We start from the raw sequence: 26329 nt of genomic DNA on the forward strand, positions 1-26329 counted from the left end.
CCACGGCATGGTCTGCTGTGCGGTGGGTGTGTCATGAATTGCAATCAATTTGGCCCTTGGGGCTTCGTGGGTGTGCGCTGATTGTTATTGAAAATATAGTCAATCAAATGCCACCCATTGGGTAACGCCGGGCAGGGTGGGTCTGAATGCGTCCTCAGTTGGCGAATGCAGCAATGCCGGTCTGCGCGCGGCCCAGGATGAGTGCATGCACATCGTGGGTGCCTTCATAGGTGTTCACCACTTCGAGGTTCACCAGATGGCGGGCCACGCCGAATTCGTCGCTGATGCCGTTGCCACCCATCATGTCGCGTGCCATGCGGGCAATGTCCAGCGACTTGCCGCAGTTGTTGCGCTTGATGAGCGAGGTCACCTCGATCACGTTCTGGTGCTCGTCCTTCATGCGGCCCACACGCAGTGCGGCCTGCAGGCCCAGGCTGATTTCGGTCTGCATGTCGGCCAGCTTCTTCTGGATCAGCTGGTTGGCAGCCAGTGGGCGGCCAAACTGCTTGCGGTCCATGGTGTATTGGCGGGCGGTGTGCCAGCAGAACTCGGCGGCGCCCAGCGCGCCCCAGGCAATGCCAAAGCGGGCGCTGTTGAGGCAGGTGAACGGGCCCTTCAAGCCGCGCACTTCGGGGAAGGCGTTTTCTTCAGGCACGAAGACGTCGTCCATCACGATCTCGCCGGTGATCGATGCGCGCAGGCCCACCTTGCCGTGAATGGCGGGGGCGGTCAGGCCCTTCCAGCCCTTTTCCAGGATGAAGCCACGGATCTGGCCGACGGCGCCGCCTTCGGAGACTTCCTTGGCCCATACCACGAACACATCGGCAATGGGGCTGTTGGTGATCCACATCTTGCTGCCCTTGAGCTTGTAGCCGCCGTCGACCTTGTAGGCGCGGGTGGCCATGCTGCCAGGGTCGGAGCCATGGTCGGGCTCGGTCAGGCCAAAGCAGCCGATGAACTCACCCGTTGCCAGCTTGGGCAGGTATTTCTGCTTCTGCGCTTCGGTACCGAACTCGTTGATCGGCACCATCACCAGCGACGACTGCACGGAGGCCATCGAGCGGTAGCCCGAATCGATGTACTCGATCTCGCGCGCCACCAGGCCGTAGCTCACGTAATTGAGGCCTGCGCCGCCGTATTCGGTGGGGATCGTGGGGCCCAGCAGGCCCAGCTCACCCATTTCGCGGAAGATGCTGGTGTCCACCGATTCCTTGCGGAACATTTCCTGCACGCGGGGTGCCAGCTTGTCGCGGCAGTAGGCGCGTGCCGCGTCGCGGATCATGCGCTCGTCTTCGGTCAGTTGCTCGTCCAGGTGCAGGGGATCGTCCCAGGTGAAATTGGCCATGTGTGTGCTCCTTGAATCCGTTTGGATGTGTATTGAATGGGTAGGGGGGAGGCGCGGGCAACGTGTGCCCGTCCACTCCTGTACAGCCGCCATCGTAGGTGGGGACGTGCCGTGACGCAAACGATTGTTTATCATCCAGATATGCTGAAAGATCATTTATGAATATTGGCTGAACACCATGCTTGCTATCAAATTGGTAGAGATGGTGTATGTTGGTAGAAGGAAAGTACTTAAGATGGACAGGGGAAATAACTCCGTGAGGCCAGAGGAAAAGGTTGAGTTATGCGCCGAATGATTCCATCTACCCAGGCACTGGCCTGCTTTGAGGCTGCCGCCCGGCACGAAAGCTATACCCGCGCTGCGCAGGAACTGGCACTGACGCAGAGCGCCGTCTCGCGCCAGATCATTGCGCTGGAAGAGCAACTGGGCGTGCAGCTGTTCAAGCGGTCGCGCCACGGCATGGTGCTCACACCCGCAGGCCACCAGTACAGCCAGCAGGTGGCGCAATGGCTGCAGGGCATCGAGCGTGGCACGCTCGACATCATGGCCCACCAGGGCGCAGGGGGCGCCATCAGCATTGCCGCCGTTCCCACTTTTGCCACGCGCTGGCTGCTGCCGCGGCTGCCGCAGTTCCAGCAGTTGCACCCCGGCGTGGTGGTGCATATCGATGTGCAGACCCGTCCCTTTGTATTTGCCGAGCGGCAGGTGGACGCGGCCATCTACGCAGGCACGCCCGAGCAGGCGAGGCAGTGGCCGGGCACGCAGGCTACGTGGCTGATGGACGAGATCATCGTTCCGGTCTGCAGCCCGCGCCTGCTGGAGCCGGCCATTGACCGTGGCAGGGGCCGCGCGTACCAGCCGGTTGCGCCCCAGGTGCTGGCCCGGCTGCCGCTCCTGCAGCAAAGCACACGCCCGGATGGCTGGCGCAGCTGGTTTGACGAGGTGGGCGTGGAGGCGCCGCATGCGCTCGACGGCCCGCGCTATGAGCTGTTTTCCATGTTGGCCGTGGCAGCAGCGCAAGGCATGGGGGTGGCCTTGATTCCGCCGATGCTGATCGAGGACGAACTTGCGCGGGGTGAGCTGGTGGTGGCCTGCAACCTGCCGCTCAGGGGCAGCCGGGCCTATTACCTGATCACGCCCCTGGCCACCGACGGAGCGCCGGTGCGGGCGGCGCTGGAGGCCTTTGCGCGCTGGCTGGCGGGTCGGGCAGCTGGCTGAATACGGTGTTTGCAGAGAGGCCATGCGCCCATCGCCGACAATCCCGGGTCATTTCCAAGAAAACCGACAGAAACCTTTCAGGAGTTGCCATGTCTTTCTGCCAAACGCTTTGGCAAGCCAACCACGCCCTGTACCAGCGCACGCTGGATCTGCCCTTCAACCGCGAACTGGCTGCAGGTACCCTGAGCCGCGAGCGCTTTCGCCATTACATGATTCAGGATGCGCACTATCTGGTGGCCTATGGCCGGGCACTGGCCGTGGCGGCAGCCAAGGCCGACAACGCCGAAGGCGTGGTGCAGTTTGCCAATGCGGCCAATGAGGCGGTGGTGGAGGAGCGCAAGCTGCACAGCGGCTTCATGCGCGACTTCGGCATCACCGCCGAAGAGTTTGCCGCCACGCCGCTCACTCCGGCCTGCCACCACTATGCGAGCTTTCTGGTGGCCAACAGCTGGTCAGAAAGCTATCCCGTCGCATTGGCTGGCTTGTTACCGTGCTTCTGGATCTATGCCGAAGTGGGGCGAGACATCCATGCGCGCTCCATGCCGGGCAATCCGTACCAGGCCTGGATCGATACCTATGCGGGCGATGAATTCCACGCCATTGTGCGCGGCGTGATTGCCACGATCGACCGCGTGGCCGACGCCGCCGACAGTGCGACGCACCAGCGCATGGCAGAGGCCTACCGCTATTCGGCGGAGCTGGAATGGATGTTCTGGGACAGCGCCTACCAATTGGGCGGTTGGCCGACGCGCCCTTGAAGATGCATCCTTAGAACGTGTTTCCGATCTCTACGCAGCCGCGTTGGAGTGCAATTGGGATGAGTTCGAAGCGATGAGACGCAGCCTGCCCCAAGGGCTTGCTCAGCGGTTTACCGCCTCGCAGGCGGCGGCGCACTGTCTGCACGCGTCTGCGCAGCGCTGGCAGTGGTCGTGGTGGTGCTGCACGCATTCATTGGCGCAGGCCAGGCAGATCTCGCCGCATACGCGGGCCAGGTGTCTGGCCATTTCGCTGTTGCGGGCCATGGCAGAAGCCGTCAGTTGGCAGATGGCTGCGCAATCGATGTCCAGCGCAATGCAGCGCGTCATCATCTGAATGTCTTCCTCGCGCAGGCAACCGGCCAGGCAGGCATTGCAGGCGATGGCGCAGGCGTTGCAGGCGTCAATACAGGCCTGGTAGCTGGGGGTAGGGGTCATGGGAATCTCCTGTTGGGTGGGCGGGTGGCGTACTTTTCGTTGTACTCCGCCCTGCCACAGGTGTGTGTAGGTGATGGGGCCCAGTTGGCCAGGCAATCGATGGAGGAGGCACGGGCGCTGCCCGGCCCTGCTTGCGCGAGGCTCCGTGTAAACACTCTGTCGCTCTTTGGTAAAGCAGTGCAATGTCGGCTTGTGGATGACACGGTTGGCGGTGTTGGCCTACAAAACAGGCCATGGCGCGGGCCTACGCTAGCGGCGTTATCTCACCAGATGCGCGATGGCGCAGACCCCGAAGTCACCTGAATCCGAGGCCTACGACCTACGAAACACGCATCGCAACCAGAAAAGGAGTTGCCATGTTGTCTCTCAATCCCGTCAAGCCCGACACCGTCTACCACGCTCCCGTGTTTGAGCCCACCGTCGACGAACTGGCCTTGCTCAAGAAGCTGGAGCTGGGCGAAGTGATCTCGATAGCGACCGCCCTGCACGACCATGTCTCCAAGCGGCTGTTCGAGTGGGGCATGGTGGATCGCCGTGATGGTGATCTGGCGATCACGGCATTGGGCCTGCAGCAGATTCGCCGTGTTGAATAGTGGCTGTACGGGCGCACTGCAAAGGCAATGCGTACCGGCTGAGGCCGGAAGAATCTTCTCAGTCGCTGAAAGGGCAACCGCACTGGTTGCCCTTTTTTTCATCACCTGTATTTAAACCATTGCAAATCAAGGTGATGGGCCTCTTATCTACAGCTGTGCACAGTGTTTTCCCCAGCATTGTGCCCGGTGGATGGGGACAAGCGGCGGGTGAGTGACTTGTCCACCCGTGATGGGCAAAAAGGATCTGCAAAGTCCATGCGGTGCGCGCTGGCTGCTACAAAAACAGGCATATTTTCGACCGAAAGCCGGTCAGATCGCGGATAAAACGCGTGTTGCTTAAAATTTGGGCTGTTTCATATTTTTGATGTTTTATCAAATACTTGCTGTGCTTATCTACAGCTGTGCACAGTGCTTTCCACAGCATTGTGCCCGCCAGATGGGGACAACGGGCGTGTAGACCGGCTTACACCTCGTTTTCAGCGAGCGGGGTGCACTGCTCCTGCAGATAGTCCAGCATGGCACGTAGCTTGGGCGGGATGTGCGGGCCTGGCGCATAGACGGCGTAGACCATGCGCGGGGCATAGCCGCCGGTGAGTTGCCAATCGGGCAGCACCTGCACCAGGCTGCCATCGGCCAAGTGGCTGCGCGCCACAAAATCGGCCATCAACGCAATGCCTGCAGCAGGCCCCTGCTGCAGCGCGCGTAGCATGCCGTGGCTGCTGGCGATGGTGATGGGGGTATTGAGCCGCACTTTGGTGGCGGGTGTGGCTGGCGCTTGGGAAGGGGCCATCTCCACCGTGTTCTGGAACAGGCCATAGCCCAGGCTCATGCAGCGGTGGGCCAGCAAATCCTGCGGGGTGGCGATGGGGGCGTGCTTGCGCAGGTAGTCGGGGTGCGCCACCAGGACATAGGCCATGCGCGCCAGTGGCCGCGCCACCATGCCGGGCGGCAGGGCATCGGCTGCAGCAATGCGGATGGCCAGATCCAGCCGCTCTGCGGTCAGGTCGGCCATGGCATCGGTCATGGACACCTGTACCTGCACCTCGGGCCAGCGTGCGCAAAAGCCCGGCAGCAGTGGAGCCAGCCACCAGTCGCCAAACACCAGTGGCGCGTTGATGCGCAGCACGCCCTGGGGCTGCTCGCGGTGTGCTGCGGCGCGCGATACGGCCAGCTCGGCGCTCTGCAGCATCTGCAGGCAGTCGGCGTGCACGGCGGCACCCACTTCGGTGAGCGACAGCGAGCGCGTGGTGCGATGCAGCAGCTTGACGCCCAACTGCGATTCCAGCCGTCCCACACTGCGGCTTACCGCGCCGGTGGTGAGCCGCAGTTGGCGTGCCGCACCGGCAAAGCTATGGTGGGCCACCACCTGTGTGAATACCTGCATATCGGCCAACGGAAGCGTGTCGGGAGTCATGGCAGAGGCTTGCTGAGTTTATTGATTGAAATTCAATAATAAATTGAAATGAAATTGGATTGTTGATTTTTCATTGATGCATGACCATGCGCATATGGCAATGACAAGGAGTTGGTGATGGCGCATTCAAGTACGGTCTCTCCGGGGGCAGGATTGAGGGGCTCTTCAGCCCAGGCGAAAACTGGCGGAGGCACCTGGCGCATGGTGGCCGCCATGCTGCTCTCGGGCACCATTGGTCTCGTGGTGATTGAAAGCGGCCTGCAGGTGGAGTTGGTGGTGCTGCTGCGCTGTCTGCTGGGTGCACTGGGGTTGGGTGCATGGCTGTGGTGGCGCAAGGCGTGGGTAGCGCCCAGCCGGAGCGGCTTCTGGATGATGGCTGCAGGCGGTGCGGCCCTGGTGGGCAACTGGGTGGCGCTGTTCCATGCCTACGCCTACGTTGGCATTGCGGTAGCCACGGTGGTCTACCATGTGCAGCCGTTCTTGCTGGTGCTGGCGGCAGCACTGGGTGGCGAGGCGCTGCGCTGGCGCCAATGGCCGTGGATGCTGCTGGCCCTGGCAGGCGTGGTGCTCACCAGTGGCCTGGGCAGCGATGCGTCCCTGGCGGGCCCACATGCAGCGGCAGGCCTGCCCATATGGGGGGTGTTGCTGGCCTTGCTGGCGGCAGCGCTCTACACGGTGACGGTGATCACCACCCGGCGCGTGAAGAACACCGCACCGGCGCAGATTGCCATGGTGCAGATGCTGGCGGGTGGATCGCTGCTGGCGCTGTGGCAGGCGCCGGCACTGGCCGCCATGGTGCTGCAGGGCTGGCAGCAGCCGGAAGGGGTTCCGCTTACGCAGACCGTGGCTTGCGTGCTGGTGGTGGGGCTGGTGCACACATCGCTCATGTATGGACTGATGTACGGTGCCTTCCAGCGCCTGGGGGCTGCGGCCATCGCCATGCTGAGCTTTGTCTATCCTGCCGTGGCCCTGCTGGTCGATCTGTGGTGGTTCGGCACGCACCCGGCGCCTGCGCAGTGGCTCGGCATGGGCCTGATCGTGGTGGCGGTGGTGGGCTATCGCTGGCAGGAATTGCGGGCCGTACAGCGCTGAAGCACCGAGGCAAGACTGGCGGCATGCGCTTGCTGCAATGCGGCATTTACTTTTCTTCGCAGTCGGGATAAAGCAAAGGCAACACGGCTGCACTAGGATGCGATCATTCTTCTTTACATGAGGCGTCCTCCTGAGGGTGGGGGTGCCTGCGAATGTAAGACCACTGATCGATCGCATGCCATGGACCACAATTCCAACAATTCCGCCCATCCTGCCCATATTTCCCAGCCTTCTGCTGCGCCGCTGACCAGTCCGGCCCCCAAGCCGCGCAGGCGCTGGGTGGGCTCCACCATTGCCGTGCTGCTGGTGGCGGCGTTGGCGGGCGGTGCCTGGTACCTGGTGCAAAGCAAAAAAGCCGGCAGCGGCGGGCCGGGCGGCCCCGGCTTTGGCGGCCCGGGTGCGATGCGGTCCATGACCGTGACAGTCGGCAGCGCCACTGTCAAACGGCAGAACCTGCCGGTGACTCTGACCGCGATGGGCACGGTGGTGCCCACCAACACCGTCACCCTGACCACCCAGGTTTCCGGCGTGCTGCGCGATGTGCTGTTTACCGAAGGCCAGATGGTGAAAAAAGGCCAGAAGCTGGCGCAGATCGACCCCCGACCCTTCGAGCAGGCGCTGATGCAGGCCAAGGGCCAACTGGCGCGTGACCAGGCCCAGCTGGACGCCGCGCGCGTCACCTTGAAGCGCTACCAGACGCTGTGGAGCCAGGACTCCATCGCCCGCCAGGACCTGGATACGCAGGCGGCCACTGCCAAGCAACTGGAAGGCACGGTGATCGCCGATCAGGCAGCGGTGCAGTCCGCGCAACTGAACCTGGGGTACTCCAGCATCACGTCGCCCATTGATGGCCGCATCGGTCTGCGCAGCATCGACCCCGGCAACTATGTGAGCGCGGGTGGCACCACAGGCATTGCCGTCATCACCAAGGTGGCGCCTATCGATGTGAGCTTTACCGTGCCGCAAGACCATATCCCCTCGGTTCTCGACGCGCAAAAGCAGGACGGGCGCCTGCCCGTGGTCGCGCTGGACCGCGCGGGCAGCAAACCGCTGGCCACTGGTGCATTCCTCACCTTGGACAATCTGGTGGATACCACGACGGGTACCGTCAAGGCCAAGGCACGGTTTGACAATGCCGACGGCGCGCTGTTTCCCAACCAGTTCGTCAACACCAGATTGACGCTCAAGGACATCAGCACTCTGGTGGTGCCGGTCACCGCCATCCGCACGGGCGGCAACGGTGACTTCGTCTATGTCATCAACCAGGACCGCACGGTGAACCAGCGCACCGTGATCCGGGGCATGAGCACGGTCGAGTGGGTGGCAATCAGCAGCGGCCTGAAAGAAGGCGAGCTGGTGGTGACCGAAGGTGCTGATCGCCTCAAGGACGGAGCCAGTGTTGCCCTGCAAGGCGACACACCCACGCAAGCGCCGGGCGCCAGCAGTGGCCGCCGAGGCAACCGGGGCGAGGGCGGTAGCGGAGGACGGCGCGGCGGCGCGGGCCGCTCGGGCGATGCGCCTGCAGCTTCCGGCGCTGCGGCCAACGGTGGTGGAGGCGGCGCAGCCACGGGCAACCCGGCCGGGGTGGTGCCCAATGCGGCGCAACCCACACCGGCCTCGCCTGCAGTGCCGGTCCCTGACGTGGTGCCCACGACGCCTGCCTCTTCTGCGGCTCCGGCAACGCCCGCCAAGGCGCAGTAAGGCGGGTTGATCGATGAGTCCTTCCCGTCCATTCATTCAAAGGCCGGTGGCCACGGCCTTGCTGATGGTGGCCATTGTGCTGTCGGGCCTGGTCGGCTTCAAGCTGCTGCCCTTGTCGGCGCTGCCCGAGGTCGATTACCCCACGATCCAGGTGCAGACCCTGTACCCCGGCGCCAGCCCCGAGGTGATGAGCCGCACGGTAACGGCGCCGCTGGAGCGGCAGCTCGGCCAGATGTCCGGGCTCGACCGCATGTCGTCCACCAGCGCGGCAGGGGTCTCCATGGTCACCCTGCAGTTTCAGCTGGGCCTGTCGCTGGATGTGGCCGAGCAGGAGGTGCAGGCCGCCATCAATGCCAGCAGTGCGCTGCTGCCTGCCGATCTGCCTGCGCCGCCTGTCTATGCCAAGGTCAACCCGGCCGATACGCCGGTACTGAGCCTGTCTATTACCTCCAAAGAGCTGCCACTGACGGAGGTGCAGAACATCGTCAATACGCGGCTGGCGCAAAAGATCAGCCAGGTCTCGGGCGTGGGTCTGGTCACACTCGAAGGCGGGCAGAAGCCGGCCATGCGCATCCAGGCCAACACGCAAGCGCTGGCGGCCAACGGCATCACCTTGAGCACGCTGCGCACCGCCATCAGCAATGCCAACTCCAACACTGCCAAAGGCAGCTTTGATGGCCCCAAGCGCGCCTACTCCATCAACAGCAACGACCAGTTGCTGACTGCCGAGGCCTACATGAACCTCGTGGTCAGCTGGAAGAACGGAGCGCCGGTCTACATGAAGGACGTGGCCCAGGTGGTGGCCAGCGCCGAGAACGACCGCCTCGCAGCCTGGGTGGACGAGACACCAGCCATCGTCGTGAACGTGCAGCGCCAGCCCGGCGCCAATGTGATCGCCACGGTCGATGCCATCAAGGCGCGCTTGCCGGAGCTCACGGCCTCCCTGCCCGCATCGGTGGAGGTGAAGGTGCTGACCGACCGCACCACAGGCATCCGCGCTTCGGTGGAGCATGTGCAGATGGAACTGGCGCTGGCCGTCATCATGGTGGTGCTGGTGATCTTCTTCTTCTTGCACAGCCTGCGCGCCACGGTGATTGCCAGCTTGGCGGTGCCGATCTCGCTCATCGGCAGCTGCGGCCTGATGTACCTGCTGGGCTACAGCCTCAACAACCTGAGCCTGATGGCGCTGACGATTGCGACCGGCTTCGTGGTGGATGACGCGATCGTGATGATCGAGAACATCGCCCGCTACATCGAGGAGGGCGAGACGCCGATGGCGGCAGCGCTCAAGGGTGCGTCGCAGATCGGTTTCACCATCATCTCGCTCACCGTGTCGCTGATCGCGGTGCTGATACCGCTTCTGTTCATGGGCGATATCGTGGGCCGGCTGTTCCGCGAGTTTGCGGTCACCCTGGCTATCACCATCCTCATCTCTGCCGTGGTGTCGCTCACCCTCGTGCCCATGATGTCGGCGCGCTGGCTCAAGCACGAAGACACGGGCGCACACAGCCATGGCTGGGTGGGGGCCGTGCAGCGCGGCTTTGACAAGGTGATCCACCACTACGACCGGGGGCTGCAGTGGGTGTTTCGCCACCAGGGCCTGACCCTGGTGGTGGCCGTGGCCACCCTGGCGCTGACCGGATTGCTGTACCTGATGATTCCCAAGGGACTGTTCCCGACCCAGGACACGGGCCAGCTCAAGGCCCAGATCGTGGCCGCGCAGGAGGTGTCTTTTGCCCGCATGAGCGCGCTGCAGCAGCAGGCGGTGAGCGCCATCCTGCACGATCCGGATGTGGAATCGGTCAGTTCGGTCGTCGGTGTGGATGCCGCCAACAACACCATGCTGAATACAGGCAGCCTGTCGATCAACCTCAAGCGGCCGCATGATGCGCAGGACGCGGTGATGCAGCGCCTGCGTGACCGCGTGGGCCAGGTGGCGGGCGTGTCGATCTTTCTGCAGCCAGCGCAGGATCTGACCATCGATTCGCAGAGCGGGCCTACCGAGTACCGCCTGTCGATCGGTGGTGTGAGCACCGACGAGGTGAACCAGTGGACGCAAAAGCTGGCCGCCCGCCTGCAGGAGGTGCCCGAGGTGCGCAATGCCACCAGCGACGCCGGTCGCCAGGGGCTGTCGGCCTATGTGAATGTGGACCGCGACACCGCATCGCGCCTCGGCATCAGTGCCAGTAGCATTGATGACACGCTCTACAGCGCCTTTGGCCAGCGCATCGTCTCCACCATCTTCACCGAGACCAACCAGTACCGTGTAATCCTGGAGGCGCAGCAGGGCCAGTTGAACAGCGTGCAGACCTTGGGCAATCTGGCCATCAACGCCAACAGCACGGGGGCCACGCCGCTGTCGGCCATTGCACGGATCGAAGAGCAGATGGCGCCGCTGCAGGTCACCCGTGTGGCCCAGTACCCCGCAGCCACGCTGGGCTTTGACACTGCGCCCGGCGTGTCGCTGGGCCATGCGGTCGACGCGATCAAGCAGGCTGCGCAGGACATCGGCATGCCCCGGTCGCTGACCATGGAGTTCCTGGGCGCGGCCGGCGCGTACCAGAAGTCGCTCACCAGCCAGTTGCTGCTGATCCTGGCTGCGCTGGTGTGTGTATACATCGTGCTGGGTGTGCTGTACGAGAGCTATGTGCACCCGATGACCATCCTCTCCACCCTGCCGTCTGCAGGTGTGGGCGCCTTGCTGGCGCTGATGCTGAGCGGCAATGACCTGGGCGTGATCGGCATCATCGGGATCATCCTGCTGATCGGTATCGTCAAGAAGAACGCGATCATGATGATCGACTTTGCCATCGATGCCGAACGCAGCCAGGGCATGGCGCCGCAGGATGCGATCCACCAGGCGGCGCTGCTGCGCTTCCGTCCCATCCTGATGACCACGCTGGCCGCGCTGTTTGCTGCGCTGCCTCTGATGTTCGGCTGGGGCGATGGTGCAGAGCTGCGCCGCCCGCTGGGCCTGGCAATCTTTGGCGGGCTGATGCTCAGCCAGCTGCTCACGCTCTTCACCACGCCGGTGATCTACCTCGCCTTTGACCGGCTGGGTGCACGTTTTCGCCGCAAGCCTCAGACCCCCGCGCCTGGCGGCAGCGTGAATGATGGCGGCGCAGGCGACGGAGTGGCGGCATGAATCTGTCCTTGCCGTTTGTCAAACGCCCGGTGGCCACGGTTTTGCTGACCATCGGTATCGCGCTGGCGGGAATGGCAGCATTCTTTGTGCTGCCGGTGGCGCCGCTTCCCCAGGTGGACTACCCGGTGATTTCGGTATCGGCCAGCCTGTCAGGTGCCAGCCCCGAGAACATGGCATCGAGCGTGGCCACGCCCCTGGAGCGACACCTGGGCGTGATTGCTGGCGTCAACGAGATGACGTCGAACAGCTCGACGGGCTCCTCGCGCGTCACCCTGCAGTTTGATCTCAATCGCAATATCGACGGCGCCGCGCGGGAGGTGCAGGCCGCCATCAATGCGGCACGCACCGATCTGCCATCCGACCTGCGCAGCAACCCCACGTACCGCAAGATCAATCCGTCCGATGCGCCGGTCATCATCCTGGCGATGACATCGCCCACACGCACACCCGGCGAGCTGTACGACGAGGTCTCGAACGTGGTGAGCCAGCGCATCTCGCAGGTCGATGGTGTCGGCGATGTGGAAATTGGTGGCGGGTCGCTGCCATCGGTGCGTGTGGAGCTGCTGCCGCAGGCCCTGAGCAAGTACGGCATTGCCACCGAGGACGTGCGTGCCGCCATCCAGGCCGCCAACGCCAACCGTCCCAAGGGAGCCATTGAGAATGAAGGCAACCGCCTGCAGATCTATACCCCTGCGCCCGAGCGCAAGGCATCCTGGTACCAGGGCCTGGTGGTGGGCTGGCGCGACAATGGCGCCGTCAAGCTGGGCGATGTGGCACGCGTGATCGACGGCCCGGCCAACGTGCACACCATGGGCCTGTTCAATGGCCAGCCCGCCATTCTGGTGCTGATCACGCGCCAGCCGGGGGCGAACATCATCGACACGGTTGACAACGTGCGCAAGCTGTTGCCTGAGTTGCAGGCGCAATTGCCCAAGGATGTGAACATCCAGGTGGCCAGCGACAGCACCAATTCCATCCGTTCGTCGCTGCGCGAGATCGAGACGACGCTGATGGTGTCCGTCGCACTGGTGGTGCTGGTGGTGGGCGTCTTCATCAGAAAGGCGCGTGCGACGGTCATCCCGGCAGTGGCGACCGTGGTGTCGCTGCTGGGGACCTTCGCCATCATGTATCTGCTGGGCTTCAGCCTGAACAACCTGAGCCTGATGGCACTCACCGTGGCAACCGGCTTTGTGGTGGACGACGCGATTGTGGTGCTGGAAAACACCAGCCGCCACATCGAGCAGGGCATGGACAAGATGGCTGCGGCCTTGCTGGGTGCCCGCGAAGTGGGTTTTACCGTGCTGTCGATCAGCCTGTCGCTGGTGGCGGTGTTCATTCCGCTTCTGTTCATGGACGGGCAGATCGGCCGACTGTTCAAGGAGTTCGCCGTCACCCTGTCGGTGGCGGTGATGATCTCGCTGGTGATCTCGCTCACCACCACGCCGATGATGTGTGCGTGGTTCCTGCGCGATGAGGATACCGTCAGCTCCGAACCCCAGGGCCGCATGGCGCGGACGCTGGAGGCCGGCTACTCCTGGATGCTGCGCATCTATGAGCGCAGCCTGGACTGGGCGCTGCACAGCAAGGCGCTGGTCATGGCCATTCTGGTGGTGGTGATTGGGATGAACGGCTATCTCTTCGTGCATGTGCAAAAGGGCTTCTTCCCGCAGCAGGACAACGGCCAGCTGGCTGGCGGTCTGCGTGCGGACCAGAGCATCTCGTCCACGGCCATGGCCGACAAGCTCAAGGATGCGCTGGCCATCATTCAGCGCGACCCTGCTGTGGACACCGTGGTGGGCTTTTCGGGCGGCAGCCGTGCGGGTGGCGGCTTCATGTTCATTAACCTCAAGCCAGTGAAGGAGCGCGATGTGACCAGCCTGCAGGTGGTGGCGCGCCTGCGGCCACAGCTGTCGCAGATCACCGGCCTGCGTGTATTCCTCAACCCGGTGCAGGATCTGCGCATGGGCGGGCGCTCGTCCAACTCCACCTACCAGTACACGCTCAAGAGCGACAACACGGCAGATCTGAAGAAATGGGCCACGCGCCTTGCCGACCGTCTCAAGCAGGAGGCGTTGCTGCAGGACGTGGATACTGACCAGGCAGAAAACGGCGTCGAGGTGTATGTGGATGTGGACAAGCAGGCCGCCGCGCGCCTGGGCGTCAACTCCAAGGCCATCAACAATGCGCTCTACAACGCATTTGGCCAGCGCTCGGTTGCCACCATCTACAGCGATCTGAACCAGTATTCGGTCATCATGGAGTGGGCGCCCGAGTACACGCGCGGACCGCCTGCGCTGCAGGATATCTATGTGCCGTCCAACCTGGCGGGTACTGTGGGAACGGCGGCCAACCCGGCGCTCAAAAGTGCCTCGACCGGCAATGTCATCAGCACGGCTGCCGACACCATGGTGCCGCTGTCTGCCTTTGCCAAGGTGGTAGAACGGCCCGCACCCACATCGGTCAACCACCAGGATGGCGAGCTGGCCACGACGATCTCGTTCAACCTGGACGAAGGTGTGGCGCTGAGCGAGGCGCAGGCCGTGATCCGGCAGGCGGAAGCCGATATCGCCATGCCGATCAATGTACGCGGTAGTTTTCAGGGCACGGCGCTCAGCTTCCAGAAGACGCAGTCGCAGCAGCTGTACCTGATTCTCGCGGCGCTCGTGGTGATCTACATCGTGCTGGGCATTCTGTATGAAAGCCTGGTGCATCCGGTCACGGTGCTGTCTACCTTGCCGTCGGCAGGTGTGGGTGCGGTGATTGCGCTGATGCTGTTCGACATGCAATTCACAGTGATTGCGCTCATCGGCGTGTTTCTGCTGATCGGCATCGTCAAGAAGAACGCGATCCTGATCATCGATTTTGCGCTGGAAGCGCAGCGCGCGCGGGGCATCAGCGCCACGGATGCCGTGCGCGAAGCCTGCGTGCTGCGCTTCCGTCCCATTCTGATGACCACCCTGGCTGCCGCGTTGGGTGCGCTGCCGTTGGCCATCGGCTTTGGGCAAGGGTCGGAGCTGCGCCAGCCACTGGGCATCGCCATCATCGGCGGCCTGTTGGCCAGCCAGGTGCTGACGCTGGTAACCACACCTGTCGTGTATGTGCTGATGGACAAGCTGCGTCGCCATGCGCCCGATGAGCGCTATCTGAGCCGTGCGCAGCCGCAAGAGGCCGGGCCTGCACCGGGTTAAGAAGAAATTTATGAAAACACAACGCGAACAACCATCTCCACGCGCCAATGCGCTGCGCACTCTGGCCTTTGCGCTGTGCTGTGCGGGCATGTTGAGCGCCTGCTCCGTGGCACCTGTGTATGAAGTGCCGAGCACACCAGCGCCCGCCAGCTTCAAGGAGGCAGGCGCACTATGGCAAGGCGCCCAACCCAATGACGCCATGGACCGTGGCGAATGGTGGACCTTGTTTGGCGACGCGAAACTCAACCAGTTGGCCGCGCAGGTGCAGGTGAACAACCAGAACATCGCGGCAGCGGCCGCTGCCGTTGCACAAGCCCAGGCTGCGGTGCGCGTGCAGCGAGCAGGCCTGCTGCCAACGGTCAGCGGCTCGCTCGGACAGACACGCCAGGGCGGCAGCCAGGCCAGCGGTAGCGGCAGTGCATCGCTGGGCATCAATGCAGCCTGGGATGCGGATGTATGGGGGCGTTTGAAAGAGTCCGTCAGCGCTGCGCAGAGCAGCGCACAGGCGAGCGAAGCAGACCTTGCTGCCGCCCGACTGTCGGCGGTGGGCAGCCTGGTGCAGAACTACTACCGGCTGCGCGAGGCTGATGCGGAACTGCAGATCCTGCAGCAATCCATCGAAGGCTACCAGCGCAGCCTGCAGATCACGCAGAACCGCTACGACAGCGGCATCGATGCCAGGACGGCCGTGCTGCAGGCGCAAACCACCCTGACCAATACCCAGGCCAGCGCCGAGTCACTGCGCCAGTCGCGCCAGACCTATGAGCATGCGATTGCCGTATTGACCGGCCAGGCGCCAGCACAGTTCGACCTGCCTGCTGCCCCTTGGCAGGTTACGGTGCCGGAGGTGCCGGGCGTGGTGCCTTCGACCTTGCTGGAGCGCAGGCCCGATATTGCATCGGCCGAACGTGCCGTGGCTGCTGCCAATGCGCAGATCGGCATTGCGCAGTCGGCCTACTACCCGAGCCTCAGCCTGTCGGGGTCGCTGGGCCGCACGGGATCCAATCTGGGTGATTTGTTCAGCGCTTCGGGCCTGCTGTGGTCGCTGGGCGCGTCTATCAGCCAGAGCATTTTCAATGCAGGGGCCACTGCGGCGCAGGTGGATTCGGCCAGGGCTGGGCATGTCGCCAAGACGGCAAGCTACCGGCAGACGGTGCTGGGAGCCTTCCAGGCGGTGGAAGATGTGCTCAGCAACATCGCCGCACTGAACGCCCAGCAGCCGTTGCTGCAGCAAAGCCTGGATTCGGCCGAGAAGGTGGAGCAGCAGATGCTCAACCGCTACAAGGAAGGGCAGGTGCAATACACCGATGTGGTGACCGCGCAGGCGACAGCACTGAATGCGCGCCGCTCACTGATCCAGCTGCAGCTGAACCAGCAGCTGGCCGCAGCGCAACTGATCCAGGAATTGGGTGGCGGCTGGCATGCGCCATGGATGCAAGCCTCGGATGGGGCAGTGCTACAGCCCAAGCCTTAGGGCACTTTGAAGGACTGCTGCTGCCTGCGCCTGTTCACTGCAGCTGGGGCAGAAAGTTACGCCCCGTCCGTTCTACAAAACGGCCATAGCTCATTGGCGGCCCAAGAGTAGCGTTTGCGTCGTTGGGCAGTACCCAGGCCCAGGCGCGCTGCTGCTGTTCGTCATACACCAGCTTGTACAGGTGGCTGGGCACCCAAACCTGGTTGCGGCCAATGGTGTGTGCGCCGCTTTCGAACAGCGGGCCGGTATATACAAATACATTGCCGTTGGCGCGCTTGGCGTACTTGCGCACATCGCCTTCCAGCTTGGACCAGATCTTGCGGTTGTTGGTGGGGTCCTGAGGCACCATGTTCGACAGCGCAAACGACTGCGCCATGCCGGTTTCGGTGCTCTGGTTGGCGGCGGCTGCCATGTGGCCTCGGTCGTAGCCGCTGCCTTGGTAATCGGACAGATCAGCCTTGTACGCGGAGCGCAGGCGCGCATCGGCATAGAAGCGGTCGGTCCGTTCCTGTCCAGCAGCATGTTGCAGGCGATTGCGATTGAGCCGTTCGATGGTGACGATCGGGGTTTTGGACAGCCCAGAATACAGCACGGCAAAGCCATCCGAGCACAGCGCTACCGGCATCCAGCTGGTCCCCACGCTGGCCAGCCCGAGCGGGGCGCTGGCGGGCAATTGTTCTGCGCACTGCGCAAAACTGTCTGATGCGGAGGGTTGCTTGCCGGCCTGGCCTTTGGGTGGAGCAGGCTGGCTGGCCCCACTGCTGCTCCCCTTGCCACCGGATGACGGATGCGCAGATTCACGGCTTTGGCGGGCCAGGGTCTGCAGGGCTTCCTGCCAGTTGGCCCAGCGGTCCTGTTGCTCTTCGAGCCAGTGGCCGGCGTCGCGTACCAGCGGCTGGGTGTGCAGCCAATGCTGCGTTTTGTCTCTGGCCCAGTGGCGGGCGCCTTCCAACTGGGGGGCCAGCACGAAAGACCCTGCCGCAACTGCTGCGCTGTAAGTCGCAATGGCAGTCTTGCCGATCAGCGGACGCAGCAGCCGGGCGATCAAGCTGCTGGAGGATTTGCGGGATGTGTTGCTGCGTTTGCCAGCACGAGATGCAGAGCGGGAACGGGACGGGGGACAGGCCATGGACGAACAGACACCGGGGCGCTCAATGCGCCCTTTGCAGGAGAGCAGCAGACAGAAAAACGCATGCGCAACTGGCGCTGCGGCAGGAAGCTGTCTGCTATCGTTATTGTGGCGCGCTTACAAGCAAGGGCGCGCGTAAATGATGAAATTATTTAAAACATTTCTGCATGCCCTGGTGCAACAGAACGGGGTGCTTAGTGAAAGTCACGGCTGCGGATGCGCAAGGTGTCAAACCAGTCGGACATATCGCGCAATCGGTGGGCGATCAGGTTGCCGACATCGCCCGTGCGCTGCCAGCGCCCCTCCACCGCCAGCAGTTGCGAATGCAGCAGCGCCTCACGCTGGTGTTCGCGAATCTTGGGCCAGCAGATCACCTGCAGGTTGCCGGTCTCGTCTTCCAGGGTGATGAACACCACGCCTTTGGCAGTGGGTGGCTGTTGGCGCAAGGTGACGATGCCGCAGGCGCGCACCCAGCTGCCGTCACGCGCATCGCGCAGGGCCGCATGGGTGCGGAACCTGTGGCGTTGCAGGCGTTCGCGCAACAAGGCCAGCGGATGGCGGCGCAGGCTCAGGCCCAGCGCGGCATAGTCCCAGTGGATGTCTTCCTGCTCGGCGGCCGAGGGCAATTCCAGGTGGCTTTCGAGGATGGCGGCGGCTTGCAGCAAGGGGCTGCTGTGCCGTGGCGCAGCTGCTTGCCATAGCTGGTTGCGGCGATGGCCTTCCAGGCTGGCTAAGGCATCGGCGGCGGCGAGTTGCTGCATGGCAGGTGCATCCAGCCGGGCGCGCAGGGCCAGGTCTTCGGCGCTGATGAAGGGCGCGGCCTCGCGTGTCTGCACCACGCGTTCACTCTGGGCTTGCGACAACTGTTTGACCAGTCGCAACCCCAGGCGCACTGCAGGCTGCGCGCCGCCGCTGTATTCCATGGTGCAGTCCACCATGCTGTGCATCACATCGACCGGCAGCACCTGCACGCCATGGCGCTGTGCATCCTGGATGAGCTGGCTGTTGCTGTAGAAGCCCAGTGGCTGGCTGTTGATCATGGCGGCCAGAAATTCGGCCGGGTAGTGGCATTTGAGCCAGGCGCTGAAGTACACCAGGATTGCAAAACTGGCTGCATGGCTTTCGGGAAAGCCGTATTCCGAAAAGCCCTGAATCTGCTGGAAGATGGCTTCGGCAAACTCGGGGGGGTAATTCCGCTGCGTCATGCCCTCGATAATCTTGGCATGGTATTGCTGCAGGTCGCCGGTGCGTCTCCATGCAGCCATGTTGCGGCGCAGCTGATCGGCTTCGCCGGGGGTGAAGCCGGCGGCGACGATGGCGATCTGCATGACCTGTTCCTGAAAGATCGGAATGCCTAGCGTGCGCTCCAGAACGTGCTCCAGATCATCGCTGGGATAGTTGACTTTCTCCAGGCCTTGCCTGCGCCGCAGATACGGGTGCACCATGCCGCCCTGGATGGGCCCGGGCCGCACCAGCGACACTTCGATGACCAAGTCGTAGTAGTTGCGGGGCCTGAGGCGCGGCAGCATGCTCATTTGCGCGCGGCTTTCTATCTGGAAGACGCCGATGGTGTCGGCGGCGCAGATCATGTCGTAGGTGGCGGGGTCTCCGTGCGGGATGTCGCCCAGCCCGAAGGTGCCGCCCTTGCGCGCGCCAACCAGATGCAGCATTTTTTGCAGTGCCGTCAGCATGCCCAGGGCGAGCACATCCACTTTCAGCAGACCCATGGCATCCAGGTCGTCCTTGTCCCACTGGATGACGGTGCGGTCTTTCATGCTGGCGTTCTCGATCGGCACCATGCGCGACAGCGGCCCGCGCGTCAGTACAAAGCCGCCGACATGCTGCGACAGGTGGCGTGGAAAGTGGCGCAGGGTCTCCACCAGCTCCACCAGTTGGTGCACGGCCAGGTCATCGGCCTGCAAGCCAGCCTTTTGCAGTGCTTCGCTGCGCAGCAGTTCGGCGTCCCATTGCGAATGGTCGCGTGCCAGCAGGTCGATCTGCTCCGCTGCAAACCCGAGGGCCTTGGCCACGTCACGGATCGCGGATTTTCGCCGGTAGCGGATGACCACCGCCGTCAACCCGGCGCGGTGCAGGCCGTATTTCTTGTACAGGTACTGGATGACTTCTTCGCGCCGCGCGTGCTCGAAATCCACGTCGATATCGGGCGGCTCGTTGCGTTCCCTGCTGATGAAGCGTTCAAACAGCACCGTGCTTTCGGCAGGGTTTACCTCGGTCACGCCCAGGCAATAGCAGACGGCCGAGTTGGCTGCCGAGCCTCGGCCCTGGCACAGGATGTTCTGGCTGCGCGCATAGCGCACGATGTCGTGCACGGTCAGAAAGTAGTGCTCGTAGTGCAGCTCGCTGATCAGGGCCAGTTCATTCTCCAGCTGGGCCTGGGCTTTGGTGGGAATGCCTTGCGGCCAACGGCTGGCCGCGCCTTCGTAGGTCAGCTGGCGCAGGTAGCTGGCAGGGGACAGGCCCACGGGCACGACCTCGTCGGGATACTGGTAGCGCAATTCATCCAGCGAGAAATGGCAGTGCGCCGCGACGGTGAGCGTGGCATCGAGCAGATCGCGAGGGTACAGTTGTGCCAGCCGCAAAAGGCTGCGGAGATGGCGCTCGGCATTGGGCTGCAGGCCGTAGCCGCACTCGGTCAGCGGCTTGCGCAGGCGGATGGCGGTGAGCGTGTCCTGCAGCGGTTTGCGCGAGCGCACGTGCATGTGCACATCGCCTGCGGCCACCAGGGGCATGCCTGTGGCGCGGCTGGCAGCGCGCAACTGCAGCAGCCAGGCTTCGTCGCCCAGGCTGCGGTCTTGCTGCACCGCCAGCCAGCAGCGGCCGGCAAAGTGATCCTGCAGCCATCGGGCCTGGGTATCGATGTGGGCAGCGCTTGCCTGGCGGTGCGGGGCCAGCAGCAACACGCAGTCATCAAACACTCTTTTCTTGATAGCTGCTTGCGCAAGCGCGTATTGCCCTTTGGGTGCTCTTCTTCGCAAATGGGTAATCAGTGCGCACAGGTTGCCGTAACCGCGCAGGTTGCAGGCGAGCGCGATGAGGGTGAAAGGCGGCGCATCGTCATCACTGCATTGCACTTCGAACTGCGCGCCGATGATCAGTGGCAGGCCGCATTCGCGGGCCGCCACATGGGCGCGCACAATGCCGGCGAGCGAACATTCATCGGTCAGCGCCAGTGCAGCATAGTCCTGGCGGTGCGCGCGTGCCACCAGCTCGTGCGGGTGGCTGGCGCCGCGCAGAAAGCTGAAATTGCTCAGGCACCACAGCTCGGCGTAGCGTGGAATGGCGGGGCGGAGAGGGGATGTCATGGCAAGGCTCATGCAAAGCGGCCATGCAGAAACCAGGCGCTGTCCTGCGCTGACAAGCGGGTGTGAAAGACCCACAGCAGGCCTGCATGCGCACTGTGTGCCACCCAGTAATCGCGTACGGCGGTGTGCGCGATCTGGCGCGTGGGAATTGTGGGAGGCGGGGTGTCGGTGTCGGATTTCGTATCTGCTTCGCCAGCGCTGGGCAGCACAAAGCCAGGGCTGCGGTGCCACCAGCCGCCTTCGATGCGCTGCGGCCCTGCCAGCAACTGCAGCGGGCCTTGGTACAAGGGCTGGCTGTTGCCGTCCTGCAGCAATTGCAGGGGCTCGGCCAGCAGGAAGCTGGGTTGGGGCAGAGGTGGCACTGCGGGTTGTGTGGCTGGTTGTACGGGGGATGGGGCGCCAAGTTGGCAGGCGGGTTGCCATTGCACCTGCCATTCCGGGCGATGGTCGGCCTGCAGTTGGGGGCGCTGCACCTGGTGGCTGCCCAGGCGTGCGGTAATGCGTTCGAGCACCTGCACCAGGCTCTCGCCTTGTGCGGTGGTGTCGGGTAGCAGGCTGGCACTGGTTTCATGCAGGGCTTCGGGGGCATCGGCGTGCAGGCTCAGCTCGCCCACGGGCGCGAGCAGTTGCACATGGGCCAGATGCGCTTGCAGCAAGCGGGCCAGGTGCCCGACGTCGCGTGTAGTGGTGGCCGTATGCAATACCAGCTCGCCGCCATCGCCCACATGTTTTGAGCGCATTGCGTCATGGCACCAGCGCAGGGTGCAACTGCGTATGCCTGCCCGCTGCGCAGCAAGCCAGCCACACAGCTGCAGCAGCAGGTGGCGCGCGCCATGCATCAGGCCATCGGCCTGATCGATGCGCATGGGTAGCTCCAGCCGGGCATCAAAGCGCGCAGGCAAGTCTATCCAGGGGTATTGGTCGGGGCGCAGGCCATAGGCCTGGTCGAGCGCGGCCAGCAGATCTGCCCCCAAACGCCTTGTCACGCCGCCGCGCGGCAGGGCTTGCACCGCTCCCAGGCTGGTGCAGCCCAGTTGCGAGAGCAGTTGGGCGTGGTGTGCGGTCGCATCCAGGGCGGCCAGCGGCAAAGGTGCCAGCACCTGCGCCAGTGGCGCGCCAAAGCCGTGGCGCAGGTCGCAGCGTGCCAGGGCAATGGCGGCCAGGCTGGTGGGGGCCCAACTGATGGCGCGCACGCCTTGCTGCCGTGCTTCGCGCAGCAGGCGCCGGGCCAGTTGCTGACGGCCACCGAAGAGGCGCTGGCTGGCAGACAGCTCCAGCACCAGTGCATCGCCAAACGGCGCAGGTGAGGGCACGCAGGCTACGCGCGGTGTGAACTGCAGCGCCCACAACGCCAGGCCATGCATATTGGCATCAATGCGGCTGGGCGGTGGCGCGGTCTGTGTGTTTTGCAGATGGGGCAGCAGTGCGGCCCAAAGCGGTGTCATGGCGTACAGGAGAGAGTGAGGGGGCTGAAAGAGGGGTGGAAGAAGGCGTGGGGGTTGCGTTACCCAGCATGCGAGGCGTCAGGAACGCTTGCAGACTGTGTGGTGCGGCAGGCAGATCGAGCGAGCCTGTATGTGCCGGCCCGCGCCGCTTGACGATCTGCAACTGCAGTGACCAGGGCCTGCTGGTATGCGCCAGCAGGCGCAGCGGTGCGGCCGATGCCTGATGCTGGCCACTGCTGGGCCGAAAGAGGAAGACCAGCCCTTCAAATTGCTGCGCGCTGATCTGCAGACGACGGATCTGCTCGGGATTGGCCTGCGGCAGCCAGGCAAGGAGCACGCCTGCCGCATTGGCGCGGATGAACTGCTCCAGCGCCCAGAGCCGGTCCTGCGGCGTGGAGGTGTTGATCCACACGAACTGCTCGGGCGCCAGTCCCTGCTGCGCCAGGCCGCTGGCATGAGGCGGCAGCGGCGGGCCGATGGCCACGATGGCTTTGCGCTGCAGGCTGTGCTGCTGCAGCGCGGCGGCTGTCAGTCGCCATTCCAGCTGGCCTGCCTGGGATTGCAGCACTTCCGTCAGGCACTGGCTGGGCCAGCCTTTGCCGGGCAACTCGCAATCCAGTGCTTCCCATCCCGTAGGTGTACAGGCCAGTTGCGTGCGCACCAGGCAGTCGCCGCGCCAGATGCTGGCGGCAACCGATGGTGGCAAGACAGGAGCCGGATTGGACGGGATGGAATGCATGATAAATACTGTTTATATATACAGTATAAAGCGGTGCGAGGTGCTTGTCTGCAATGGCCGGGGCAAGAGGCTTTCCTCTTATCAAATGCATAGCGCACAATGCTTTGCCAGATAGCGCTGGCAGGATTTTTATTACCATGGCTTGCAGCACGGGTAAGATCAGGCCCACATGCATATACCAGAACCCCACGACTCCGCCGACCGGCCAGTGCCGCCGCATGCAGCGGCTTCGGCGCGGCATACGGCCGTGGCCGATGGCGTAGCCATTGATGGCCTGGCGCCCGTTCCGCATCTGGAGCGCAAGGCCGCTGCGCTGCTGCTGTTCACGATGCTGCTCATCCTGGGATCGGCGTTGTATCTGTTGTATGCGCGCGGTGTTTTCGAACCCAAGCAAGAGCTGATCCTGACGGCTGAAGACTCCGAGGGTGTGACCATTGGCATGGACATGACGTTTTCGGGCTTCCCCATCGGCAAGGTGGACAAGATCGAGCTGGCCCAGGATGGCACGGTGCGTATCCATGTGGCTGTGCCGGAAAAGGATGCGCACTGGCTGCGCATCAGCAGCGTGTTCACCCTGGTCAAAGGTTTGGTCGGGGGAACCACGATCAAGGCGTACTCGGGCATTCTGGACGATCCACCTCTGGAAGACGGCGCGGTGCGCGCCGTGCTGCTGGGCGATGCCACGGCGGAGCTGCCGCAACTGATGAGCAATGCACGCCAGCTGCTGGAAAACCTGAACATGATGACCTCGGCCGGATCGGCGCTGGACAGCACCTTGGTGCAACTGCGCACGCTCAGCACCAAACTGAATGGCCCTGGCGGCGCGCTGGGCGTGGCGCTGGGTGGAGATGAAGAGGCCAAGAAGATCTCCGTCACCCTCGACCGTGCCAACCAGTTGCTCGCTCGCCTGGATGGCTTGGTCAAGAATACGGACAAGCAGGTCTTTGGCGCGCAGGGCGTCATGCCCGAGGTACGTGCGACCGTCCAGCAACTCAATGGCGTGCTGACGGATGTGCGCGGCAGCCTCAAGAAGGTGGATGCCGTGCTGGTGGAGGCGCAGGCTGTAGGCGCCAATGCGAAGGATGCTACTTCCAACCTGGGCGACTTGCGGGCCGATGTCGAGGCCAGCCTGCGCAAGGTGGAGGGCATGCTGGCCGAGTTGAACCGCAAATGGCCGTTTGCCAAGAAAGAGGCGGAGGTCAAGCTGCCATGATGCCGACGCGCTTTTTCTCTTCTTCTGCGGTACATTGGATTGCTATTGTTCTGGTAGCATCTTGCGCGCTAGTGGCTTGTGCAGGAGGCCCCAAAGTACCAGATTGGGCCATCAACGAACAGGGTGCGGCCGAGCGGGCAACCGATGCCTACCTGTCTGGTAACAGTCGCGTTGCCGATGCAGAGTGGCGCCGTGCGCGCGAGGAGGTTCGCCGCACTGCACGACCTGACCTGCTGGCCCGGCTGGAGCTGGCACGCTGCGCCGCACAGGTGGCTGCGCTGGATGCATCCCCATGCAGCGGCTATGAGGCTGTGGCTCAGGATGCGGCAGCGCCCGAGCAGGCTTACGCTCGTTATCTGCGCGGCGCACAGCAGCCTGCAGACATTGCACTGTTGCCCAAAGTCCAGCAGGCCGTGGCGGCGCAGCAAGCCACCGGGGCTGCTGCAGCGCTGGCGGCCATGGAAGACCCGCTCTCGCGTCTGGTGGCTGCAGGCGCGCTGGCGGTGCGCAGCCCACTGCCCATGGCGGTGGTGCAGCAGGCGGTCGACACTGCTTCTGCCCAGGGCTGGCGCCGTGCGCTGCTCGCATGGCTCATCAATCAGCAGCGTCTGGCGCAAGAACAGGGCGATACCGCGTTGGCGGCGCAGGTGCAGCGGCGGCTGGATGTGCTGCAGGCGACGCAGAAGTAGCACAGCGCCTGCGCAACCTGTACGCCTTCCCTACAATCGCTGCCCATGCAACTTTCAACGCTGTGGCGGCAATCGTCCGCTTTTCGCATGGGGGTGTCGATCAGTATCGCCACCGGGCTGTATGGCATCTCCTTTGGTGCTTTGGGTGTGGCCGCAGGCCTCTCGGTATGGCAGACCTGCGCGCTGAGCCTTTTGATGTTCACGGGCGGTTCCCAGTTTGCATTCGTTGGTGTGGTGGCGGGCGGCGGCGCCGGAGTGGCTGCGCTGGGTGCAGCCAGCTTGTTGGGTGTGCGCAATGCGGTCTACGGGATGCAGATGGCAGCGCTGCTGGGCCCCAAGGGGCTCGCTCGGCTGCTCTCGGCACAGCTGACAATTGATGAATCCGCCGCCACTGCCCTGGGCCAGGCGGACAAGACCGAGCAGCAGCGCGGCTTCTGGACGGCGGGCGTTGGGGTCTATGTCCTGTGGAATCTTTTCACGGCAGCAGGCGCACTGCTGGGCAATGCGCTGGGCGACCCCAGCCGCTGGGGGTTGGATGGTGCGGCAGTGGCTGCTTTTCTGGGGCTGCTGTGGCCGCGCCTCAAGGGGCGGGAGCCGATTGCGCTGGCTGTGGCGGCTGCGGCAGTTGCCATGCTGGCGGTGCCCATGGTGCCGCCGGGCATTCCGATTCTGATTGCTGCCGTGCTGGGCGGTGTGTGGGGTTACTGTACCCGCAGCAGTGGGCAGGCACCCCGCGCCGCAGGAGGCGCCGCATGAACACGGAAACCGTTGCACAGATCGGTGCCCACTGGTGGCTCTGGGTGTTGCTGGCGAGCGCTATTGCCTATGCCACCAAGCTGCTGGGTTACGGCGTGCCCGCACGCTGGCTGCACCATCCGCGCATGGCTCGGGTTGCGGGTTCGCTCACCATCGCCTTGCTGGCTGCGCTGACAGCAATGAACACCTTTGCCAGCGGCCAGCAACTGGTTCTGGATGCGCGGCTGGCGGCCTTGGTGGTTGCGGCCATTGCGCTAACGCTGAGGGCTCCGTTCCTAGTGGTGGTGGTGCTGGGGGCCGGGGCATCGGCGGCCGTGCGCTGGTGGATGTAAGAACGTGTTGACGATCTCCTTGCGCCGCGACAGTGGCTTTGCGGGCGCCCCTGACCGGGCGTCCCTAGCCGGGCGCCCCCAAACCCACTGCCCCAATGGGTTGGAGTGAAATTGGGCGATTTCTTCGCGCTGGCCCTTGCCTGCACCTCGGTGCAAGCTGCGGCCCAGTGCTTTGAACTCATCCCGATTGCACTCCAACGCGGCTGCGTAGAGATCGTAAACACGCTCTTAGCGCCGCAAAGCAGTTCCTGGCACAGTGGTTCAGCACTTTGGTATAATCGACCGGTTTTGCATGGTGCAAGACGCACGTCGCAAGCTTTTCCGGCTGCGACGCAAGTAA

General features: G+C 63.7%; 19 protein-coding genes. 12 read left to right on the forward strand and 7 right to left on the reverse strand.

The genetic code is table 11. The features are described 5' to 3' along the window. Positions 1 to 154 precede the first annotated feature (154 nt). On the reverse strand, positions 155 to 1345 hold the full coding sequence (locus tag LAD35_RS05880; RefSeq protein WP_224151783.1) for an acyl-CoA dehydrogenase: 1191 nt from the start codon (positions 1343 to 1345) through the stop codon (positions 155 to 157). Positions 1346 to 1627: 282 nt separating this feature from the next. Between LAD35_RS05880 and LAD35_RS05885 the strand changes: the two genes are divergently transcribed. Both LAD35_RS05885 and tenA read left to right on the forward strand, forming a co-directional pair. Continuing rightward, positions 1628 to 2563: a LysR family transcriptional regulator gene (locus LAD35_RS05885; protein WP_224151784.1), complete on the forward strand. Its 936-nt coding sequence runs from the start codon at positions 1628 to 1630 to the stop codon at positions 2561 to 2563. Positions 2564 to 2652: 89 nt separating this feature from the next. Continuing rightward, positions 2653 to 3321 (forward strand): thiaminase II, encoded by a 669-nt coding sequence (tenA, locus tag LAD35_RS05890; protein WP_224151785.1) that lies wholly within the window; start codon positions 2653 to 2655, stop codon positions 3319 to 3321. A gap of 102 nt (positions 3322 to 3423) precedes the next feature. Here the strand turns inward: tenA and LAD35_RS05895 are convergent, their stop codons facing one another. Next, on the reverse strand, positions 3424 to 3756 hold the full coding sequence (locus LAD35_RS05895; RefSeq protein ID WP_224151786.1) for a four-helix bundle copper-binding protein: 333 nt from the start codon (positions 3754 to 3756) through the stop codon (positions 3424 to 3426). A gap of 356 nt (positions 3757 to 4112) precedes the next feature. Between LAD35_RS05895 and LAD35_RS05900 the strand changes: the two genes are divergently transcribed. Further along, a complete protein-coding gene (locus LAD35_RS05900) occupies positions 4113 to 4349 on the forward strand; it encodes a hypothetical protein (protein ID WP_184705877.1) in 237 nt (78 codons plus the stop codon). 463 nt (positions 4350 to 4812) lie between these two features. Here the strand turns inward: LAD35_RS05900 and LAD35_RS05905 are convergent, their stop codons facing one another. Next, on the reverse strand, positions 4813 to 5763 hold the full coding sequence (locus tag LAD35_RS05905; RefSeq protein ID WP_224151787.1) for a LysR family transcriptional regulator: 951 nt from the start codon (positions 5761 to 5763) through the stop codon (positions 4813 to 4815). Positions 5764 to 5880: 117 nt separating this feature from the next. On the opposite strand from LAD35_RS05905, the gene LAD35_RS05910 reads away from it, so the two are divergent. From LAD35_RS05910 to LAD35_RS05930, 5 genes are all read left to right on the forward strand, one after another. Then, complete coding sequence (locus LAD35_RS05910; RefSeq protein ID WP_224151788.1) at positions 5881 to 6855, forward strand: DMT family transporter; 975 nt, start codon at positions 5881 to 5883, stop codon at positions 6853 to 6855. Positions 6856 to 7035: 180 nt separating this feature from the next. Further along, the gene (locus LAD35_RS05915; protein ID WP_224151789.1) at positions 7036 to 8556 is read left to right on the forward strand and encodes an MdtA/MuxA family multidrug efflux RND transporter periplasmic adaptor subunit; all 1521 of its coding nucleotides are present in this window, start codon (positions 7036 to 7038) and stop codon (positions 8554 to 8556) included. A 13-nt stretch (positions 8557 to 8569) separates the two neighbouring features. Next, entirely contained in the window at positions 8570 to 11701 is a 3132-nt protein-coding gene (locus tag LAD35_RS05920) for an efflux RND transporter permease subunit (RefSeq protein WP_224151790.1), read from the forward strand. Beyond that, on the forward strand, positions 11698 to 14889 hold the full coding sequence (locus tag LAD35_RS05925) for an efflux RND transporter permease subunit (protein ID WP_224151791.1): 3192 nt from the start codon (positions 11698 to 11700) through the stop codon (positions 14887 to 14889). The genes LAD35_RS05920 and LAD35_RS05925 overlap by 4 nt, the downstream gene beginning before the upstream one ends. 10 nt (positions 14890 to 14899) lie before the next feature. Next, positions 14900 to 16363, forward strand: coding sequence for an efflux transporter outer membrane subunit (locus tag LAD35_RS05930; RefSeq protein WP_224151792.1), 1464 nt, complete (start codon positions 14900 to 14902; stop codon positions 16361 to 16363). A 34-nt stretch (positions 16364 to 16397) separates the two neighbouring features. On the opposite strand, the gene LAD35_RS05935 is transcribed toward LAD35_RS05930, so the two are convergent. The 4 genes from LAD35_RS05935 to imuA all read right to left on the reverse strand — a co-directional run bounded on the left by LAD35_RS05935 (position 16398) and on the right by imuA (position 22999). Further along, positions 16398 to 17492: a DNA/RNA non-specific endonuclease gene (locus LAD35_RS05935; RefSeq protein WP_224151793.1), complete on the reverse strand. Its 1095-nt coding sequence runs from the start codon at positions 17490 to 17492 to the stop codon at positions 16398 to 16400. Between the two features lie 194 nt (positions 17493 to 17686). After that, the gene (locus LAD35_RS05940; protein WP_224151794.1) at positions 17687 to 20815 is read right to left on the reverse strand and encodes an error-prone DNA polymerase; all 3129 of its coding nucleotides are present in this window, start codon (positions 20813 to 20815) and stop codon (positions 17687 to 17689) included. 8 nt (positions 20816 to 20823) lie between these two features. After that, positions 20824 to 22260: a Y-family DNA polymerase gene (locus tag LAD35_RS05945; protein ID WP_224151795.1), complete on the reverse strand. Its 1437-nt coding sequence runs from the start codon at positions 22258 to 22260 to the stop codon at positions 20824 to 20826. Continuing rightward, entirely contained in the window at positions 22187 to 22999 is an 813-nt protein-coding gene (imuA, locus tag LAD35_RS05950) for a translesion DNA synthesis-associated protein ImuA (RefSeq protein WP_224151797.1), read from the reverse strand. The genes LAD35_RS05945 and imuA overlap by 74 nt, the downstream gene beginning before the upstream one ends. A gap of 169 nt (positions 23000 to 23168) precedes the next feature. Between imuA and LAD35_RS05955 the strand changes: the two genes are divergently transcribed. The 4 genes from LAD35_RS05955 (at position 23169) to LAD35_RS05970 (ending at position 25989) form a co-directional block, all read left to right on the forward strand. Next, complete coding sequence (locus tag LAD35_RS05955) at positions 23169 to 24212, forward strand: MlaD family protein (protein WP_224151798.1); 1044 nt, start codon at positions 23169 to 23171, stop codon at positions 24210 to 24212. 71 nt (positions 24213 to 24283) lie between these two features. Further along, a complete protein-coding gene (locus LAD35_RS05960; RefSeq protein WP_224151799.1) occupies positions 24284 to 24901 on the forward strand; it encodes a hypothetical protein in 618 nt (205 codons plus the stop codon). Positions 24902 to 24946: 45 nt separating this feature from the next. Further along, a complete protein-coding gene (locus LAD35_RS05965; RefSeq protein ID WP_224151800.1) occupies positions 24947 to 25657 on the forward strand; it encodes an AzlC family ABC transporter permease in 711 nt (236 codons plus the stop codon). Further along, positions 25654 to 25989: an AzlD domain-containing protein gene (locus LAD35_RS05970; protein ID WP_224151801.1), complete on the forward strand. Its 336-nt coding sequence runs from the start codon at positions 25654 to 25656 to the stop codon at positions 25987 to 25989. Before LAD35_RS05965 ends, LAD35_RS05970 begins: the two co-directional genes overlap by 4 nt. Positions 25990 to 26329: the final 340 nt, after the last annotated feature.

The sequence above is a fragment of the Comamonas odontotermitis genome (genome assembly GCF_020080045.1).
Classification (GTDB): Bacteria; Pseudomonadota; Gammaproteobacteria; order Burkholderiales; family Burkholderiaceae_C; genus Comamonas; species Comamonas odontotermitis.